Origin of the sequence: Candidatus Pantoea edessiphila, from assembly GCF_002933355.1 — a bacterium.
Taxonomy (GTDB): Bacteria; Pseudomonadota; Gammaproteobacteria; order Enterobacterales; family Enterobacteriaceae; genus Pantoea_C; species Pantoea_C edessiphila.
Genome location: NZ_PDKU01000004.1, coordinates 38,374 through 60,354 on the forward strand (window position 1 = coordinate 38,374; position 21,981 = coordinate 60,354).

At 26.3% G+C, this 21,981-nt stretch carries 14 protein-coding genes and 1 tRNA gene; 5 read left to right on the forward strand and 10 right to left on the reverse strand.

Features of this window, described 5'->3' with window-relative positions; translation table 11 throughout:
- Window positions 1–133 precede the first annotated feature (133 nt).
- From queF to argA, 3 genes are all read left to right on the forward strand, one after another.
- Window positions 134–976, forward strand: coding sequence for an NADPH-dependent 7-cyano-7-deazaguanine reductase QueF (gene queF, locus CRV10_RS02980; RefSeq protein WP_136130340.1), 843 nt, complete (start codon window positions 134–136; stop codon window positions 974–976).
- Window positions 977–1,247: 271 nt separating this feature from the next.
- Window positions 1,248–1,324 (forward strand) — tRNA-Met (locus CRV10_RS02985).
- A gap of 190 nt (window positions 1,325–1,514) precedes the next feature.
- Complete coding sequence (argA, locus tag CRV10_RS02990; protein ID WP_136130341.1) at window positions 1,515–2,837, forward strand: amino-acid N-acetyltransferase; 1,323 nt, start codon at window positions 1,515–1,517, stop codon at window positions 2,835–2,837.
- Between the two features lie 62 nt (window positions 2,838–2,899).
- Here the strand turns inward: argA and recB are convergent, their stop codons facing one another.
- The 5 genes from recB to rppH form a co-directional block, all read right to left on the reverse strand.
- On the reverse strand, window positions 2,900–6,379 hold the full coding sequence (gene recB, locus CRV10_RS02995) for an exodeoxyribonuclease V subunit beta (protein ID WP_136130342.1): 3,480 nt from the start codon (window positions 6,377–6,379) through the stop codon (window positions 2,900–2,902).
- Between the two features lie 88 nt (window positions 6,380–6,467).
- Window positions 6,468–9,839 carry an exodeoxyribonuclease V subunit gamma gene (recC, locus tag CRV10_RS03000; RefSeq protein WP_136130343.1) on the reverse strand — a complete coding sequence of 1,124 codons (3,372 nt, stop codon included), beginning with the start codon at window positions 9,837–9,839 and terminating at the stop codon, window positions 6,468–6,470.
- Window positions 9,840–9,942: 103 nt separating this feature from the next.
- A complete protein-coding gene (gene thyA, locus CRV10_RS03005; RefSeq protein WP_136130344.1) occupies window positions 9,943–10,734 on the reverse strand; it encodes a thymidylate synthase in 792 nt (263 codons plus the stop codon).
- A 4-nt stretch (window positions 10,735–10,738) separates the two neighbouring features.
- The gene (gene lgt, locus CRV10_RS03010) at window positions 10,739–11,611 is read right to left on the reverse strand and encodes a prolipoprotein diacylglyceryl transferase (protein ID WP_136130345.1); all 873 of its coding nucleotides are present in this window, start codon (window positions 11,609–11,611) and stop codon (window positions 10,739–10,741) included.
- A gap of 137 nt (window positions 11,612–11,748) precedes the next feature.
- Window positions 11,749–12,228: an RNA pyrophosphohydrolase gene (rppH, locus tag CRV10_RS03015; protein WP_136130346.1), complete on the reverse strand. Its 480-nt coding sequence runs from the start codon at window positions 12,226–12,228 to the stop codon at window positions 11,749–11,751.
- A gap of 205 nt (window positions 12,229–12,433) precedes the next feature.
- Here rppH and mutH point away from each other — a divergent pair, with 205 nt between their 5' ends.
- Window positions 12,434–13,111 carry a DNA mismatch repair endonuclease MutH gene (mutH, locus tag CRV10_RS03020; RefSeq protein WP_136130347.1) on the forward strand — a complete coding sequence of 226 codons (678 nt, stop codon included), beginning with the start codon at window positions 12,434–12,436 and terminating at the stop codon, window positions 13,109–13,111.
- A 40-nt stretch (window positions 13,112–13,151) separates the two neighbouring features.
- Here mutH and lysA read toward each other — a convergent pair whose 3' ends face one another.
- The 4 genes from lysA to recJ form a co-directional block, all read right to left on the reverse strand.
- Window positions 13,152–14,408, reverse strand: coding sequence for a diaminopimelate decarboxylase (lysA, locus tag CRV10_RS03025; protein WP_136130348.1), 1,257 nt, complete (start codon window positions 14,406–14,408; stop codon window positions 13,152–13,154).
- Between the two features lie 215 nt (window positions 14,409–14,623).
- Entirely contained in the window at window positions 14,624–16,147 is a 1,524-nt protein-coding gene (gene lysS, locus CRV10_RS03030; RefSeq protein WP_136130349.1) for a lysine--tRNA ligase, read from the reverse strand.
- 8 nt (window positions 16,148–16,155) lie between these two features.
- A protein-coding gene (gene prfB / locus CRV10_RS03035) for a peptide chain release factor 2 (RefSeq protein WP_136130350.1) occupies window positions 16,156–17,257 on the reverse strand; the annotation gives its coding sequence in 2 pieces (ribosomal slippage) (window positions 16,156–17,190 and window positions 17,192–17,257; 1,101 coding nt in all).
- Between the two features lie 198 nt (window positions 17,258–17,455).
- Window positions 17,456–19,198: a single-stranded-DNA-specific exonuclease RecJ gene (gene recJ / locus CRV10_RS03040; RefSeq protein WP_136130351.1), complete on the reverse strand. Its 1,743-nt coding sequence runs from the start codon at window positions 19,196–19,198 to the stop codon at window positions 17,456–17,458.
- A gap of 410 nt (window positions 19,199–19,608) precedes the next feature.
- Here recJ and ygfZ point away from each other — a divergent pair, with 410 nt between their 5' ends.
- Window positions 19,609–20,586, forward strand: coding sequence for a tRNA-modifying protein YgfZ (gene ygfZ, locus CRV10_RS03045; protein WP_136130352.1), 978 nt, complete (start codon window positions 19,609–19,611; stop codon window positions 20,584–20,586).
- A gap of 43 nt (window positions 20,587–20,629) precedes the next feature.
- Here the strand turns inward: ygfZ and pepP are convergent, their stop codons facing one another.
- A complete protein-coding gene (pepP, locus tag CRV10_RS03050; protein ID WP_136130353.1) occupies window positions 20,630–21,955 on the reverse strand; it encodes a Xaa-Pro aminopeptidase in 1,326 nt (441 codons plus the stop codon).
- Between the last annotated feature and the right edge of the window lie 26 nt (window positions 21,956–21,981).

Genomic DNA, 21,981 nt, shown 5'->3' on the forward strand with positions numbered 1-21,981 from the left:
ATACTATTAGGTAGGGTTACTATAAAATGATATAAAATTAATTGTAATACTTATCTTAAAATTTAAGATGCAATAAATTTAATAGTATACAATTATACTCAATTTTTATGATAGATACTAAATAGGAGTTATTATGATTGTAAACAAAAATAATACAACAATGGATACAATATTGTTAAGTAAAAATACAATTTATACTAGTAAATATAATAACATACTTAAGACAATAGCTCGTAGTGCACATCGTAAAATTATTGGTCTAACCGACAACAATTTACCATTTTTTGGTAATGATATATGGACATTATATGAATTATCCTGGTTAAACAATAAAGGACTACCACAAGTAAGCATAGGAAAATTAATATTTAATTATGATAGCAAAAATCTGATTGAATCAAAAAGTTTAAAATTATATCTTCATAGTTTTATGCAAATTAAATTTAATAGTTGGAATGATGTACGTTATGTTATAGAACGTGATTTAAGCATGTGTACAGAAAGTAAAGTTTATTTGTCATTATTTCGTTTAAATGAAATAAAAGTTCAATCAATAAATCATTTCAACGGTCATTGTATTGATGAACAAGATATAGAGATAAATGATTATCATGTAAATCCTAATTACTTGTCAAAAGCAATAAGTACAAAAATAGTTAAAGAAACATTAGTTAGTCACTTATTCAAGTCTAATTGTCCCCTTACTAATCAGCCTGATTGGGGATCTATTATGATTTATTATAAAGGATTTAGCATTAACTATGAGTTACTCCTGCGATATCTTATTTCATTTCGTAATCATAATGAATTTCATGAACAGTGTATTGAAAGAATATTTAATGACATATCAAATTTCTGTAATCCTAAAGAACTAACTGTTTATGCAAGATATACACGTAGAGGAGGCATTGATATAAATCCTTGGCGTAGTAACATACCTTTTTCTCCAACTTGTTTACGTTTAGTCCGTCAGTAACAGATAATAATATCTGTATTTTTACAATCAAAAAATGAATAAAATTATAATTACTATTTACAAATACTTCTATGTTTATAGAAAATAAAAACATGAATTCTTGAAATTAATTGACTAATTATATTGAAATGTAATCATTATAGTTTTATAATGTTTTTTTATTTGTTAGTTTATTGTTTATTGATATAACACTGTATTAAAAGCAGTAAATCGGTAGATATATAATATCAAAAATTTGCAATAAAACTTAACAATAAGTATAATGTTATACCGCGGGGTGGAGCAGCATGGTAGCTCGTCGGGCTCATAACCCGAAGGTCGCTGGTTCAAATCCAGCCCCCGCAACCAATATTAGTATTTATATAAGATTATTTTATTATTTTTTATAGATAATAACCCACTTACGCTTTTTTAATTTTCAAAAAATTTCTATTATAATCCTAAACAAAATATAATATTAAATCAAATTATTATTTCAGTAATGCTAAAAAATTAGATATTGAAGTAATATTATGTTTTGGTATAAAAAGGTTAATTTGTGAAGAAACGTGGTACTGAAGTAGTTCGTAGTCTTCGTCATACAGTTCCCTATATTAATACTCATAGAGGCAAAATATTTGTTATTATGCTTAGTGGAGAAGCGATTTCTCATAGTAATTTCTATAATATCATTAATGATATTGGTTTAATTCATAGTCTTGGCATCCGTTTAGTTTTGGTTTATGGTGCACGTCCACAAATAGATTCATGTATGTTGGAACATAACATTAAGCCAATTTATCATAAATTTACTCGAATTACCGATAAAAAATCTCTTGAAATAGTAAAAAAAGCTGCAGGACGTCTTCAACTTGATATTACTTCTCTTTTATCAATGTCGTTAAATAATACACCTCTGCATGGAGCTAATATTAACGTTGTTAGCGGAAATTTTATTACTGCTCAACCATTGGGTATAGACGACGGTATAGATTATTGTCATGGTGGGAAAATTCGTCGTATTGATGATAAAGCAATTAAACATCAACTTGACAATAATACAATTGTTTTATTAGGACCTGTAGCAGTTTCTGTCACTGGAGAAAGTTTTAATTTAAATTCGGAAGAAATTGCTATCCAATTAGCTATCAAACTGAAAGCAGAAAAAATGATTGGATTTTGTTCTGAACAAGGAATTATCAAGAATAATGGTAATACTGTTTCTGAATTATTTCCAAAAAATGCTCAATTATATATAGATAAAAGTAATTGTTTATTAGAAACAACGCGTTTTTTGAGCGGTGCAATTCAAGCATGTCGTAGTGGAGTTCATCGTTGTCACTTAATTAGTTATCAAGAAGATGGTGCATTATTACAAGAATTATTTTCACGTGATGGTATTGGTACACAAATTGTTATGGAATCAGCAGATCAAATTAGGCAAGCTACTATTAATGATATTGGAGGAATATTAGAATTGATTCATCCACTTGAAAAACAAGGAATTTTAGTTAGAAGATCTCGAGAGCAATTGGAAATAGAAATTGATAAATTTATAATTATTAAGAGAGATAGTTTAACTATTGCTTGTGTAGCATTATATCCTTTCATCGATGATGATATAGGCGAAATGGCCTGTTTAGCAGTACATCCAGATTATCGAAATTCATCTCTTGGTGAAATACTATTACAACATGTAGAATTACAAGCTTATAAAAAGGGATTAAAAAAAATATTTGTTTTGACTACTAGAAGTATTCATTGGTTTCAAGAGCGTGGTTTTGAACCAGTAGGTGTTGAATGTTTACCTAAAAGTAAAAAAGAAATGTATAATTATAAAAGACGTTCGAAAGTTCTTATTAAATATTTAACCAATAATTAAAATTACTATAAAATAAACATATGTATTAATATTTATCTTAATCATTTAAATTAATAAATAATTCATTGTTTCTTCTTACCAATTAATACATCTAGTTTTTCAATTATAGTATTACTAGGATATATATTTAGTATTCCGTTATTAGACGATTCATTTATACCTCTTATAAATAAATAAAATATACCACCAAAATATTTCTCATAACTATAATCGTGTAATCTTTTTTTCAGATATCGATGAAATGCTAACGTACATAAATTATGTTGCATTGCAGAACTTCTATTAATGATTTCATCTTCTAAAGATCTTAATTCGTAGCAATAGTTACTTTCACCTAAACAATTTAATTTATAATATAATAAATAATACTTACCATGCCAAAGAAATACTAAATCTATACAACCTGTAATAATTCCTTTTACTTGATTGCAATGAATTTTATCTTCATATTCAGATAACACGCACCCATTGTTTGTTGATGTATTAATATTTAAAATAATTGAAGAGTTTCTAATAGGAAGAAAAAATTTCATATTTCTCATATGTTTTATATTTTTTATCTCTGCAAGATTTAATCCTTGTAAATTAAGTGGTTTATTCAATATTAAAGTTAGCCACGCATTTATAACTTCTAATAAAGACAGCGGTAAACCGTATTGATTTAATTTAGATTTAAGCCATTTTTGATTAACATATTTATTTAAATCTATGGATGTAAATAAGTTATTCATAAATTGGTTAAATTTTAAATTATTTGGAAAATAATTATTTAATGATAATATTTCTTTTTTATTTTCTTGTTTTATGATATTTTGTTTTTGGTTTACCATATCTTCTATATCATTAAATGAAGATAAAGAAATATTAAAATTATTTAAAATTAACCAATCGTCAGAAATATTTCGACTCATTTTAAGACTATCTAATGTCATGTCAACATCAATTTTACTTTGTAAAGCTTCACCATAATTAGTATTAGTAGTGATTAATTTAATATCTATTGGATTTAATTTCTTAATACGATCTATTAATTCGTTTAAATTAGTATTTTGATCACAATTTAATAGATAACCAAGTGCACTTTTATACAAATCATTAGAATCTTTTCTTTTATTTAATCCTTTTACAAAAGTTGCAATACCAATACTACAATGATATATAGATCTAGTCACTGCTACATACAAAAGACGTAAATCTTCACTAATTCTGTCTTGTTTTTTCATAGTCAGTTTTTTAATATTTTCTTCCGAAAAGATAATATAATTTTCACTAAAACTAACAGCAAAAGGTAACCATATTATAGGATATTGTAAACCTTTTGATTTATGTATGGTAATAATACGTATAAGGTTATGGTCTTCTTCTAAACGTAATTGTTCATCATCAATATGGTTATTTAGATTATTTATTTGTTGTGAAAAAAATATTAAAAGATCATTTGGACCGATTAATGAATTAGATTTTACCTGCAATAATTCAATTATATGCATTAAATTTGTTAATCTACGTTTACCATTATATGAAGCTAATATATTTTCAGCTATGTTATAATCTGAAATAATATTACGAAACATTGACATTATGCCATGTTTTTGCCATAGTTTTTTCCATGCAAAAAATTTCTTTATTAAAATATTTAATTCTATATTATCATTCATTAATAATTCAATATTCTTTGATTCAAATGAAAAAATAGAAGTTGCCAATGCCGTACGTATTAATCTATTTCTTATTGGATATTGTATTGCTTTTAGTAAATATAATAATTCACGTGCTTCTACAGTATTGTAAACACAAGTAGTATCAGAAAGATAAACCGATTCAATGCAAAATAAATTAAGTGCATTACGAATTAAACTAGCTTCATGACGATTACGTACTAGTACTACAATATCAGAAGCCTGTAAAACACATAAATTATTATCTTTACTTAAAAAAGTATGTTGTTTATTTTTAGCTAATAACCAATGGTTTATATCAGCAGCACACTGTCTTGCTATATCTTGTTCATAGTCTATTAATTTTATATTTTTATTAGGATGTATCCAAAAACGCATTGCAGGATATTTTTTTTCATTAATAATAAGTTTTAATGTTTGATTATTAATAGCAGGTTTAATTGGGTAGAATGGAATTTCTGAAGACAAGAAAGGAAAGATTCTTTGTGAAAAAAGACAATTTACACTATTTATCATTTCAAATGATGAACGCCAATTTACATCTAAAGTATAAACATCATTAATTTCATTACGCATATTAAAATAAGTAAATATATTGGCACCACGAAATGAATAAATTGCTTGTTTAGGATCACCAATAATTATTAATATTAGATTTGATTTTGTTGCATAAATTTTATGAAATATTCGATATTGTTGCGGATCTGTGTCTTGAAATTCATCAATTAATAAGACTGGAAAATAATTTCTAATATTATCTGCTAATAAATCACCATTAGGATGTTTCAATGCTTTATCTAAATTATATAACAAATCATCAAAACTAAATAAACCTTGCAAATTTTTTTCTCTATCCATAGCATGAGTTATTTTAGTTAATGCTTCTGAAATAAAGACATATTTTAATGATGGAGGATCAATTAAAAGTTCATCTATCAATTGAAATAATTTAAAATTAATTGGTTTATCTATTTTATTTTCTTTATTAATTTCAGAATATCTAAATCTTAATAACTCATTGGGTATTTGATAATCTATAGTTAAGGTATTAGCCCACACCGTTATTTTATTAATCCAATTATTTAAATTTTTATTATTATAAACACGCTTGTTAATTTTAAAAGCATTAATAATTTTTGGTATATCCTTATGTAAGGATATCCATATATTTTTTATTGAGTTAATATTAGATAAATTCTTAATGTGTTTTGAATTTAAATTGTCATCATCTAAAGATAAATATCTTATCTTTCTTTGAAAGAAAGGGTATAAAGTAAATAAAAAATCTTCTGCATTTTTCCATTCATTTAGAATTATTTTAGCTATATCCATTGACACAGAACAAAAAAATTTCTGCCAAAAATCTGAAGTAAGTTTTTTTAATAGTATATATTCATCAGATAATATTTCATTTTTAAATAATGTATTCAAATCATAAACAAAAGATTTTATTATCTTTCTACAAAACCCGTGCATTGTATAAATAGCTGCATTACTAATATTTTGTTCTGCAAACAATAGTCTCTCGATAGCTTTATGCCTATCTTGGATCTGTTCGATTAATAATTGATGCATAGGATTAGAACTTTCACCACGTATACAACTTAAACGTAACTGATGAATATCATTACTAATACGATTACGTAATTCAATTGTAGCTACTTCAGTAAAAGTTACTACTAGAATTTCTTCTATAGAAAAAGGTCGATAGTATTCATGGTCACCTTTTAGTCCCAATAATAATCTTAAATATAATAAACTAATCGTAAAAGTTTTACCTGTTCCAGCTGAAGCTTCAATAAGTATATTACCTTGTAGAGGAACTGTTATAGGATTTAATATTTTAATATCTAATTTATTCATTTTTTATTTTATTACATAATAATATTTTTACAAAAAATCATGTGTCAATGATAAGATACTAATATATAAAGTTATATATTTTTGCTTTTTATAATAATTTAATATCTTTATTTGCTTGAATAACGGGTAAATACCATCTTACTGCAGATTCAGTAATTTGTTGTATTTCTGTTGATCCTAAACTACTATATAAGCGTTGCAAATAAGGATCTTCTTTTTCGCCTATTGATACTTTATCTTTTCCGTTCCAAGCTTCTAGTAAACGATTATGTGCTTTTGTTTTAGTATTGCTATCATTAAGTAAGATTTTATTTTTTTTGTCATAACAACACATTAACCAAGCACTACCACTTTTTTTTAATAACAATAAAGGCTGACTCATTCCAAAAAAATAACCCTTAATATATTTATTTAATAGATTAATAGCTTCATGTTTTGGGATGCTGGTGAAGCACCAAAGGCTTTTAGAAATACCAAATTGTTTGCTAGTACCATATCCTCCCATTGCACAATATATCAAGTGTTCTAACCAAAACAGTAGTCCATCTCTAATATCAAGAATATTAGGAGACCAACGTAACAATCCATCTTCTTGAACTGTATTTAAATAACCTGTTAATGTTATATCTTGCAATTTTAAATTAATTTCCCAAACATAGTTATGTTTAATATTATCAATAACTTGCATTGCTACTTGTTGTATTTGTTTCGTTTGATTTTGCCAAAGTAGCTTTGGAAATAAATCTAAAGGTAAATTATTATTTATTTTGTTTTGGTCCAATACCTTATGTAAGGTATCTATATTATTATTGTGTTCTATCAATGCATTTAATAGTTGAGATTTGTTTCTATAAATATTGAAACTTTCAAAATCAGATAAATTTTTTTGTAATGGATAATATTTTTTAGGAAAAAATATATTTAACCTTTTTTGAAACCAAGCCCTTACTGGATGGTGCCAAAAATATAATAATTGTTTTAAATTTAAACAATTTAACTTAGGTGCGCTTAATATATTAATAAAGCTTAATTGTGATTTACCTAACCCTTGTGCTGCTGGCAACCATTCTGAGGCAAAACTTTGTGTTTTTGAATTTAATATAAAATTGCTCGATGAAAACGGTGCACGAGTGTGATATTGTACCAAATGTTTTTGAATGTTATTACAACTTTTATCTATTTCAATATTTTTATCTCCTTGAATATAAAAATTTTGACCAATATATTCTAATAGATCTGTAATTAAACTGGATGGATAATATTCTGTATTATCTTGCATAGATTTGCCAACATAACTTATGTAAAGTTTATTTTTAGCTGCAATTATAGTTTCAAGAAATAAATACCGATCTTCATCAGCAATATTACAGTCTCCTTTTCGAGGTTGCTTATACATTAAATTTAATTGAGTTAAATTTGGTTTTCTAGGGTATATATCTTTATTTATACCCAATATACATATTACCTTAAAAGGAAAAGAACGCATCGATGTTAAATTACAAAAATTAATTTTGCCAGAAAGAAAAAAATTGCTAATACGTTTTTTATCGATATAATTTAAAAACATATTACGTAACAACTTAATTGAAAACTTTTTAATATTAAATTTTATTCCAGATTGTGTTACAATGTTCCAATTTTTTTCTAAAAATAATAAAATAGATCCAGACTCATTATCTACAATAAAAAAATCGTTAACTAATTGTCTAAATAAGAGATACCAATCTTTTAATGAGTAAGGTTTTATCAGTATTATAGTCCAACGATGAATTTGCAACATAAGATTAATCAAATTTACAAGTAACATATTTAATAATACTTCTAAATCTAAATCAGATGAAAAATGTTTTAAATAATCCTTTTTATCTTTATATAAATGATGTAACAATATATTTTTAACATTGCGTAATATTATACTTTTATTAGAGTTATCTTTATTTGTTAATATTTTTTTTAATTCATTTAATTTTTTATAAGTATTAGTATTATCAATTATAATATGTAATAAAAATAATTGTTTTTCATCGATTGAAAAATGGTCTGCTATAGACTTTACATCTAAGATAGCTAATAATTTTTCAAAAAAACAACTACTATTTGATTCAGATAATGAAAGTAGTTTAAAAAAAACAATAATAATTGAGTTCTCTATACTAACACAACGATCTGAAATCATAAAAGGCAAATACCGATCATTATGTGTTCTAGAAAATGTTGCTTTAATATATGGCATATAAACATTAATATCAGCTACCATAACTATAATATCACTTAAGTTAATATCCATATTACAATTTATTAATTTTAGTAAATAATCTTGTAGTGCTTCCACTTCACGTTGAATACTATAACAAACATTAATTGAAATAGATTGGTCGTTTACAGCAATACAACGCTTTTGATCATTATATTGCAATTCCTTACGATATAATCCGATAACAGCACTATTTTTGAAATTAAGGATATCATTTTGTATGCAATGTAATAAATTATCTTCCTTAATATTAACAAATGCATCAATATGGTTAACTAATTCTAATTGATTCATAAAATAAAGATTATCACAACCTAATTTACCCCATGATAATAAAAGCTGGTTGTTAGTATGTAGTTCATAAGTTTCTTTAAAAAATTCTGAAATATATTCATCATTAATATAATTATTAACATATTTTTGATTATTTTTTGATCTTTTAAAAAATATACTATGATTATAAATATCTCCCCAATAATTTCTACAAGGGTTATTGATAAACCAATGGATATCAATATAATGGCTAATAGTATTTAAAACTTTTAAATGATAGGGAGGAATAGTATTGATCCCGTATATAAATAAACGAGAAGGCAAAAATGATAGATTTGAATTATTCTGTAATTTGTTAATAAAAGAAGAATAAATATCATTAGACTGATATTGATGTGATTTGGCTACATTATAGGAAATTAAATCTTTCCAAATAATTGATTGCCATAATTGTTCTTCTCCAAGAGCGCTTACTAGTCCACCACATTCCCAAATATGTAACCAATCTGGTCTATATGTTAAATATTTTTCAAATATGTTAGCAACACTTAAGCTAAATTTAAATAAATTACTTTCATTATGACAATTATCGAGATAATTTAAGATAAAATCAAATCTATTATTCTTTAAAATTACTGGTATACGTGATATTATTTCCCAGACAAGATCTGTTTTGTCAAAAAAATGTTTAACTGTAGTATTCGGTACTATCTTACTAATGATATTCCATATAAAAAAAGTTAATCTAGCAAATTTAATGTTTATAGCAACATCAAAATGTGATGCTATTCCTATTTTTATCCATTTTGCTGTATCTAAATTTTGAACAAGTATTAAATCTGATTGAAGTATATCATTATACTGATGTTCAATAACTGAATTTAGTAAAGTTCTAAGCACACTAGATTGATTAGAATGATATATATAAAACATGAAATTCCTAATTTTTACTAAATTAAATTAATATTGTTTTTAATAAAACTTAAAATAAATACTTCAAAATTAAATATTTAACTTTTTAGATATCATTTATCCATTAAACAGCGATAGGTGCTTTTATCGCCGGATAGGGATAATAGTTTTTTATTTCAAAATCATTAGCTTGATAGTCAAATATTAAATTTGGCTTCCGTTTAATAACTAAATGAGGTAATAAACGTGGTGTCCTAGTTAACTGCAAATTAGCTTGATTTAAATGATTTTTATATAGATGAATATCACCACCGCTCCAAATTAGCTCTCCCAAAGTTAAATTACATTGCTGTGCTACCATGTGAACCAATAGAGCATAACTTGCAAGATTAAAAGGTAAACCAAGAAAAACATCACATGAACGTTGATATAAATGGCATGATAATCTATCATTTGCCACATAAAATTGAAATAAAATATGACAAGGTGGTAATGCCATATACTTTAAATCACTCACATTCCAAGATGAAACTATAATACGACGTGAATCAGGAGTTGATTTTAGTTGGTGAATAACTTGTTTTATTTGATCTATTTTTCCTGTTTTGGTCTCCCAACTGCGCCATTGTTTTCCATAAATTGGTCCTAAATCACCTTGTTCATTAGCCCATTCATTCCAAATAGAAATTTTATTTTTTTTTAAGTATGTAACATTAGTATCGCCTGTAAGAAACCAAAGTAATTCGTGGACTATTGAATGAAAATGACATCTTTTAGTTGTTATTAAAGGAAATCCACTATTCAAATCAATACGCATTTGATAACCAAAAACAGAAACTGTGCCAGTACCAGTTCGGTCAGATTTTATTATTCCTTTATTTAATACATATTTTATTAAATTCAGATATTGTTGCATGGATTTAATTTTTATTTTTCATACTAATATTAGCCCAAATAATAATAATTAAGCCTATTATAACCATTGGTAAAGATAAAAGTTGACCCATACTGATGGTATCATAAAACAATCCCAATTGAACATCTGGTTGACGAAAAAATTCTGCTAATATTCTAAATATACCATAACAAAACAAAAAAAGACCTGATGTGCTTCCCATAGGTCTGGACTTATAAATAAATAAATTTAATATAAAAAACAATAATACACCTTCAAGAACAAATTCATATAATTGAGAAGGATGGCGTGGTAAAGCACCATATTTATTTAATAATAATTGGTATTTTGGATTAGATAAAGAAACTATTAAATCTTCATTATATGAATTCGGAAATAATACCGCCAAGGGAAAATTTAAGGTTACTCTACCCCATAGTTCACCATTTATAAAATTACCTAAACGACCAGCTCCCAATCCAAATGGAACTAATGGAGCTATAAAATCTGATATTGCAAAAAAATTTATTTTGTTTTTATATGAAAAATAAATTATTGTTATAATAACTCCTATTAATCCTCCATGAAAAGACATACCACCATTCCAAATTTTAAGTAAATATAATGGTTGTTTTATAAATAAGTGCAAATTATAAAACAACATATAACCTATTCTCCCTCCTACAATTGCAGCTAAAAAACAGTAATATAAAAAATTCTCTATTTCTTTTTCTGTGATTTTTAAGTTACTTTGATAACTATTAATACGATGCTTAGCTAACCATACGGCAAAAATTAATCCTATTAAATACATGAAACCATACCAACGAAAAGATATTGGTCCAAAAGAAAAAATAACAGGATTAATTTTAGGAAAAATTATATATTTTGTTATCATTATTATTAAGTTTCTTTGTTTTTGAAAGATTGAAATAACCAGTAATATTATCAAAAAATATTAAATAATATATTATTATGTTATAATAAATGGTATAAACATATGATATTTCTTTTTGTATTATTAATTATTTATTTTTATTTAACTAATTCCATTATATGAAAAAAATTGTTCATTACTATACGATATACTTCACGCTTAAATGATACAATATGACTTAAAGGATACCAAAAATTCACCCATTTCCAATCATCAAATTCAGGAAGTTTACTACAATTTATATCGATGTTACTTTCATCAGTTAGCAGTTGTAATAGAAACCATTGTTGTTTTTGACCTATACACAATGGTTCAACATCATATCTAATTAGTTTTTTAGGTAACTTGTAACTCAACCAATTATCATTATGTGCTAATATCCGCACATCTTGTCGATATAAGCCTATTTCTTCAAATAATTCACGATACATCGCTTTTTTTATTGTTTCACCATAATTCACACCTCCTTGTGGAAACTGCCAAAATTTTTGCTTAGAACGTTTCGCCCATAACAACTTTTTTTGCATATTACAAATAATAAACCCAACATTTAATCGGTAACCGTAATCATCAATCACTAGATTAGCTCAATTATTAATATAAATAAATTTATTTCTCTATTTTCTTATTTGTGAAGTTACGCAACTTTATTTCACAAATCATATCATTAACATAAATTATTATAATAATCCATGTTAGAATATAATGGTAAAAATATCTAAAAATATTATAATTAACCATTATATAGATAAACTACAATTAATAAATATTTAAAATATATTAATGAATTACTTATTTAATCCTCCGAAAAATAAAATTACCTTACTAGCACGATCTCAAGCATTAGCTGGATTTACAATAGGAAATTTAGCATCTCTTGCTGGATTGGTAGTTCCAGAAAATTTAAAAAAGAATAAAGGTTGGATTGGTAAATTAATAGAATTATATTTAGGAGCTAATTCACAAAATAAAGCTGAACAAGATTTTGTTCATCTTGGAATAGAATTAAAAACTATACCTATAGATTCATCAGGTAATCCAAAAGAATCTACTTTTATTTGTACAGCTTCTTTGATTAATAATGTTGGAATTTCCTGGAAAACTAGCAATGTTCGTAATAAGCTATCAAGTATTTTATGGGTTCCTATAGAAAGCAATACTAATATTCCTCTCAAAAATCGCAGAATAGGCATATCTTTATTATGGCGTCCAAGTCTTAGAGAAGATATTATGTTGCGTAAGGATTGGGAAGAAATTATTAATATGATTATTTTTGGTCAGGTTAATTATATTAATAATTTTCATGGTATGCTATTAAAACTTCAACCTAAAGCTCTTAATAAAAACATTTTAACTAAAGGAATAGGTGATAAAGGTGAAAATATTATGACTATACCAAGAAGTTTTTATTTAAGAAAATCTTTTACTAAAATTATATTATCAAATAATCATATAGTCTAAATCATATAAATCTTTGTAGATTATGTATAATAAAGAAATCTTATATTAATTCTAAAGACAATAAATCTTTAATTGTCTGAGCACGACGAATTTCTCTATATTGGCCATTTTCAAATAATACTTCTGGAATTAATGGACGACTATTATAATTAGATGACATTGATGCACCATATGCACCAGAATCATGAAAGATTAAATAATCTCCTACTTGTGCTAAAGGAATATCACGGGTTTGCAATATAGATCCTTCTGTTTGAGTAAATATATCACCAGATTCACATAAAGGTCCTGCTACCACACTGTTAGTGGTATTGTGTTTATCTATGTTACGATTGTCTTTAGTCATTAAAGAAATATGATGATAACAACCATACATTGAGGGACGCATTAAGTCATTAAAACCAACATTAACTAAAATAAAATGTTTGTTTCCCATATTTTTTATCGCACGTATCTGAGATACCAAAACACCAGATTCAGCAACTAAAAACCGACCTGGTTCTATTTCTAGTGTAATTGAATGACCTAAATAATTAGAAATACACTTTCTAGCTTTATTCCATAAATCAAAATAGCAATTGGTATCAACTTTTTTTTCTCCATAATGATAAGGGATTGATAATCCTCCACCTGCAGAGATCTTTGTTATATTTTGACCTAATTCTATGATTATACGAATCATTGAATTACATACTAACTTTAAATGATTATAATCTACTCCAGAACCTATGTGTATGTGTAATCCTACTAGACTTAATTTATATTTTTGAATTACTGATAGTGCTGAAAACAAATGTTTATACCAGATTCCATGTTTGCTATTTTCTCCTCCAGTATTTGTTTTATTACTAAATCCATATCCAAAACCTGGATTTACACGTAACCAAACTTCATGTCCCGGAGATATAGAACCTAATTGTTGTAACATATCAATAGATCCAACATTCACTTGTAATTTCAGTTCAACAACACGTTTTAATGTAATTTCATCTAATATGTCAGATGTAAATACAATTTCATCGCAACAACTCTTGTAACCTGCTGCTAAGGCACGTTCTATTTCTCCTAATGAAACTGAATCAACTTTCACACCTTCTGAACGCATAAGACGTAAAATATGGATATTAGAATTAGCCTTTTGTGCAAAACGTATTATATCAAATTTACGTAGTTGAGAAATACGAGATCGTATAATTTGAGCATCATAAGCCCAAAATGGACTATTATAATATTTTGCTAAATATAATAAATTATTATAATTAAGTGCATTATTTATATCATTTAAAGAATGAGGCATAATTAATTTCCTATAGCAATTAACATAATTAGAAGATAAAATCTTATACGCCTAAGAAGCTAAGATATTAGCAATTATACAAAATATTGAAAAATTATATATCATTGATAATATATGCCAATTAATTTAAAAATTAATTTCTTATATTAAACTGTGCAATCAATTAAATTAATGATTATTTAAACAGTATTACGTGAAATATTTTAATTCCGTAATTATTTTTTTGGTTTAAGTGTAGGAAACAATATAACATCACGAATGTTATGACTGTTAGTAAATAACATTGTGATTCTATCAATACCCATACCTAAACCAGCTGTAGGAGGTAAACCATATTCTAAAGCTGTAATATAATCTTCATCATAAAATATTGATTCAGAATTATTATAATTTTTATTGTCGAACTGTTGTATAAATCTTTCTGATTGATCTTCTGAATCATTAAGTTCTGAAAAGCCATTACAAATTTCATAACCTCCAATAAACAATTCAAATCTATCTGCTATTTCGGGATTAATATCGTTGCGACGTGCAAGAGGAGATACTTCTGATGGATATTCAGTGATAAATGTAGGTTGCATTAAATGAGATACAACATGCTTTTCGAAGATTTCGTTGATTATACGACCCATACCCCAATTGTTTTCAACTATTATATCAATAGATTGAGCAACCTTTATTAGTTCAATACGATTTTGCAAATTATTTATATTTATTTTTGAACAATATTTTATTATTGCATCACGCATTGTTAATATTGTAAATGGACTACCAAAATCAAGTTTTAATTTACCATAAGAAAATTTAGTAGTTCCAAAAATATTATTAGCTATAAAAAGAAATAAATCTTCAGTTAATTTAATTAAATCTTTATAATCTGCATAAGCTACATAAAGTTCCATCATAGTAAATTCCGGATTATGTTTCGGTGATATCCCTTCATTACGAAAATTTCTATTTATCTCAAATACTTTTTCAAATCCTCCTACAACTAAACGTTTTAAATATAACTCCGGTGCAATACGTAAATACATGTTAATATTTAATTTATTATGATGAGTAATGAATGGACGCGCTACTGCACCCCCCGGAATTATATGCATCATAGGAGTTTCTACTTCTATGAAGTTGGATTTCATCATAAAATTACGAATATTATTTATAATTTGAGCTCTTATTTTAAAGATATTAAAAGACCTCTCGTTTACAATGAGATCTAAATAACGTTGTCGATAACGTAATTCTTGATTATGAATTCCATGAAATTTATCTGGTAGCGGACGTAATGATTTTGTTAATAAATAAATTTTAAAGCAATGTATAGATAATTCTCCAGTTTTTGTTTTAAATAATTTACCATAAGCACCAATAATATCACCAAGATCCCAATTTTTAAAATAATTATAGTAAACATCATCTGATATATCTTGACAAGTTATGTACAGCTGAATACGACCACCACAATCTTGTAAAGTAATAAAAGAAGCTTTGCCTAGTATACGACGTGTCATGATACGACCAGCTATATTAACTTGAATGTTTAGCTGTTCTATTTCTTTATTAGTACTATTGTCATATTTACTATGTAATTGATCAGATGTAATATCACGTCGAAAATTATTAGGAAAAGCTATACCATGTGTACGTAATGTATTTAATTTTTCTCTTCGCAGTCTTAATTCATTAGTTAATTTAAAGTGAGTATCAAATTCAGAAATATGTTGTTTTTTTTCAATCATATTTTTTCCTATAAGCCTAATTTTAAACTGTTTTTTATGAATGGATCTAAATTACCATTTAATACATCTTGTACATTACGTATTTCTAAACCGGTTCTTAAATCTCTAATACGAGAATCATCTAATATATAAGAACGAATTTGGCTACCCCAACTTATACAGGATTTATTGTTTTCTAAAAAACTCTTTTCAGCATTTTTCTTTTTCTCTTCAATCTCATATAATTTAGCTTTCATTTGTCTAATGGCTTGTTCTTTATTTTTATGTTGTGAACGACTATTCTGGCATTGAGTTACTGTACCAGAAGGAATATGTGTAATACGAACTGCTGATTCTGTACGATTAACATGTTGACCACCAGCACCAGAAGATCTGTAAACATCTATACGCAAATCTGATAAATTAATGTCGATATTAATATAATCATCGAGTTCAGGATAAATAAATACTGAACTAAATGAAGTATGTCTTCTATGACCAGAATCAAAAGGACTTTTACGTACTAATCTATGAATGCCACTTTCTGTACGTAACCATCCAAAAGCATATCTTCCAGATACATGAATAGTTGCAGATTTTATAGTACCAATAATATCTCCTAAAGATTCTTCTATTATTTTAGTTTTAAAACCTTTGTTGTCTAACCATCGCAAATACATACGTATTAACATACTAGTCCAGTCTTGTGCTTCAACGCCTCCAGAACCAGATTGAAAATCAATGTAACAATCACATTGATCATTATCACCAGAAAACATTTTACTAAATTCTAGCTTATCTATATCATGTTCTAATTCTTCTAACTCTATCATGATATCTTTAATTGTATTCTTATCTTCAATGCTTTTCACTAAATTAAACAGGTCTTTAATATCATTTAATCTTAGCAAAATTTGATCAAGATTATTAATAATAGTTTCTAAAGAAGATTTCTGTTTATTTAAAGATCGTGCACGTTTATAGTTATTCCATATATTTGATTGTTCTAATTCAATATTTATTTCTTCGAGCTTTTCTTTTTTATTTGTATAGTCAAAAACACCTCCTAAGATTATTATTACGTTCAGTAAGACTGCTAATAAGATTTTTAATTAAATGTAATTCAATCATAACTTAATCTCTTTATGTAAAGTTTCAATTAGAAAACCACATATTTTATGAAATTCAATGTCAATATTAATTGCCTATATTATATATTTATTATTAATTATCATATGTATGTAAAAGTATAAAAAACATTAAAATAATAATTATTAAAAATAAATAAAAATTCGTGCTAAATTCTTTTAAAGAATGCAAATTCTAAACTTACTTTAAAGGACATAAATACTCAATGATTAATTGAACAAAACGTTTACCACGATATTTTTTTATATCAAGCTTATATACTAATTCAACTTGATTAACATCAGTATTTGGCCAGATATTTGTATCAACGTTAAATAGCAATCCATCAATTAACGGACCATTATCTAAAACTCGTAATAAAACATGTAAATGTCTCTTATTTATCAAGCGTTGTCTGATTAATTCAAATTTACCGTCAAAAGTAGGTTCTGGAAAGGATGGACCCCAAGGTCCTGCTTTACGTAATAAATCAGCGGTTTGAATAGAAAAATCAGATGGTTGTAAAGGTCCATCGGACCATATAATGGTTGAAATCATCTTATCTTGAACTAAATCATTAACTAAGTCAGAAAAGTTTTTACTGAACTCTTTATAATGTGATTCTTTAATAGACAAACCAGCTGCCATAGCATGACCACCAAATTTTATCATTAATTTTGGCTTAATAGTATTCAAATGTTCAAGTATGTCTCTCAAATGTAAATTTTCAATCGAACGTCCAGAACCCTTTAATATCCCATCTCCTATACCTGTCGGTGCAAAAGCAATTACTGGACGATGAAACCGTTCTTTCAAACGCGAAGCTATAATTCCTACAATTCCTTGATGCCATTCAGGATGATAAACAGTTAAACCTAAAGGTAAACTACTTTCTTGTTTCTGTAATACAGAACATAATTTCAATGCATCATTTTGCATGACTATTTCAATTTTTTTACGAGCTTGGTTTAGTGTATTTAATTCGTTTGCTAAAGCACGTGCTTTAGCTAAATCATCTGTCAGTAATAATGCCACTCCTATTGACATATCATGTAATCTTCCTGCAGCATTAAGACGTGGTCCTAATATATAGCTAAGATCATCTGTTGATAAATCGTGCAAATCACGTTTCGCGATTTCTAATAATGCAATAATACCTGGTCGACATATTCCTGCACGTATACGGTTTAACCCTTGCCATACTAAAATTCTATTATTTATATCAAGTGGCACTACGTCAACAATAGTACCAAGAGCAACAAGGTCTAATAAATTAGCTAGATTTGGTTCAACCCATTTACTATTAAACCATCCTTTTTCACGTAAATAGGTCCTTAAAGCGGTCATTAAATAAAAAGCAACACCTACTCCTGCTAATGAACATAAAGGTAACGAACAATTTGAAATATTTGGATTAATAATAGCTGTAGCATCTGGTAAATTGTGACTAGGAAGATGATGATCAGTTACGATTACTGGAATTCCATATTTTTTAGCACATTTGATTCCTTCATGAGAAGAAATACCATTGTCTACAGTAAGTATCATATCAGCACCTATCATGTGTAAATATGTTACCATTTTTCTTGTTAAACCGTAACCATCTACAAATCGATTTGGTATTAAATATTGCACATTTTGACCACCCATACTTCTTAAAGCTAATACTGTTAATGCAGTACTAGTCGCTCCATCAGTATCAAAATCTCCTACTACTATAATCTTACGGTTTTTACTTAACATTTCATGTAATAATACTACTGCTTTATCAATATCATATAATAATTTAAATGAAAATAAATGTTTTGTACTACGTTCTAAATCTTTTGGATAACATAAACCACGATTTAAATAAATACGTTTTAGTAATGGAGGTAAATCTGCTGGAAAATAATCTTTAACAGTTGCGTGACGTCTAACTAATTCAATTTTATAATTTAACACTGATTAATCGCTATTATTAATTTTTATATGATCTTAAAATTATACAAATGTTAAGATATATAATATATTAGATATAAAATATGATTATTACTGATATGAAACGTTTTATACAGAATAATATAATTGCTACAGTAATTAACTAACCATATAGTAACACATTAATAATTAAATATTGATATATTTCTATTACAATGATTAATCGTGGTACAAATATTAGTATATTGTTTATAGATATCAATACTTATGAATTTAAGATCAAAAATTATTATATTGAATATATTATTTATATTTTAATAAAGCTTTATATAGTGTTTACATAAAATGTTTTTTAACATTTATTATTAATGATATATTTATATTGAATAATACTACAAAATACTATTTACATAGTAACAATTGAGAAATATTTAATGCTAAATTCAACATTATTTGTTAAACAATCTATAAATTCTTATCGCTTACCATTGACTATTATGTATCTTGATGATTGGGCTTTAGTTTTAGTTTCTGGTGCTGATACAACTAAATATTTACAAAGCCAATTAACTTTAGATATTACAAAAATTAAAAAAGACACACACTATCTGGCAGCACATTGTAATGCCTCTGGTAAAATGTGGAGTAATTTACGAATTTTTTATTATGGAGAATATCTTGCGTATATTATACGGAAAGAAATACTTGAAATTCAATTGATAGAAATTAAAAAATATTCGGTTTTTTCAGAAATAAACTTTTTAAGTGATCATGAATTTGTGTTGCTAGGTTTAGCGGGATTAAAAGCAAAAGAATTATTAGGAGATATATTTAAGATAATTCCTAATAATCAAGTATCACTAGTACAAAACGATGAAACTGCCATTTTATGGTTTAAGGATCCTATTGAACGTTTTTTAATCGTTACTACTAATTATATATGTAATTTTCTAAAAAAGACATTAATAAACAAGGTACAATTTAATAATAGTCAACAATGGTTATCATTAGATATTGAAGCAGGTATTCCAATAATAGATTTAAAAAATAGTGGTAAATTCATACCGCAGGATACTAATTTGCATATATTAAATGCTATTAGTTTTACAAAAGGTTGTTATATAGGACAAGAAATTATAGCTCGTGCTAAATATCTTAATAAACATAAATATAATCTTTACTGGTTAACAGGAAGAACTAAAAAACTACCTTTAGTAAATGATCCATTGGAGATAAAAATTAATCAAAGTTGGAGGCGTACTGGAATAGTTTTAGCTGCAGTAAAATTAGATAACAATTTAGTTTCAGTACAAGCAGTAATAAATAAAGATATTTGTTATAATAACGTTATACGTGTTTTAGATGATAATGATGGGTTTCTAAACATACAAAAAACTTCTTATCAATTGTAATTATACTTACAATCTTTATTTGAAATTAAGATTTAAGTAGCATTTATAATACATTTTTTAGATTCTTTCTAGATGCCATTAAGAATTCTATTTGGTCTATTTCTTTTACTACACTATCAGTAAAACATTCATTACCATTCTTAGTAATAATAATATTGTCTTCTATACGAACACCTATACCACGATATTCGATAGGTACATCTGCATCTTTTGAAATATATAACCCCGGTTCCACTGTTAGTACCATATTTGGTTTTAATATTCTATTATTGATTGAAGTGCCATATGATCCAACATCATGCACATCAAGTCCTAGCCAGTGACCTAAATTATGCATAAAAAATTGAAGATATGCACCTTCAGAAATCAATTTATTTGGAATACCTTTTAACAATCTTAATTGAACTAAGTGTTTAACCATAATATTTATTACATGATGATTTACTTCATTTATATTAATTTCTGGTTTTAACATTAACAACGCACACTTCAATGAAGTTAATACAATATTATATATTTCCCGCTGTTGTTTACTAAATTTTCCATTGATTGGAAAAGTACGAGTAATATCACTAGCATATCCTTTAAAGCTACATCCAGCATCAACTAATACTAAATCGCCATCACGCATTTTATCTTTATTTTTTGTATAATGCAAAATACATGCGTTATACCCTGAACCAATAATAGTATTGTAAGCTAGTTGTCTAGCACCATGGTAGTTAAATTCATGATGAATTTCTCCTTCTAATTGATATTCAAACATACCTGGATAGCAAGATTTCATAGCTCTAGTATGTGCTAATGAAGTTATTTTACAAGACGTACGTAATAATTTAATTTCTTCTGGTTCTTTAAATAAACGCATTTCGTGTACCAAAGGACGCCAATCAATAATCGTATTGGGTGGTGTTGAATCTACACCATTACGAAGACATCTTAACGTATTAAAAACCAATTTGTCAGCCTCAATATATTCATTCCATGCATGATATAATATTTTTATATTATTTAATAATTTAGAAAGATCTTTATCTATATTATCCCAAGATAAAGCATAATCAACACCTATTCTAATTTTAGCAAGATTTTGTCCTAAGCAAGGACCAACCCAAATTTCAGTATTACAATCTTTGGGTTTATTAAATAGTATTTGTTGATTATTGAATTCATCTTGTTTAATAAGAACCAGTAAAGCATTTGGTTCATCAAAACAAGTAAAGTACCAAAAATCTTTATTTTGGCAAAAATGATATTCATTTTGCTTCATTATGTTTTCTGGACTTGCAAATATTAATATAGCACTACACGATGTCATTTTTGATAAAAGCGTTTTTCGACGATACTGTAATACAGTGGTTGAAATCATAGGAAATTCTCTATTGATAAATTTTA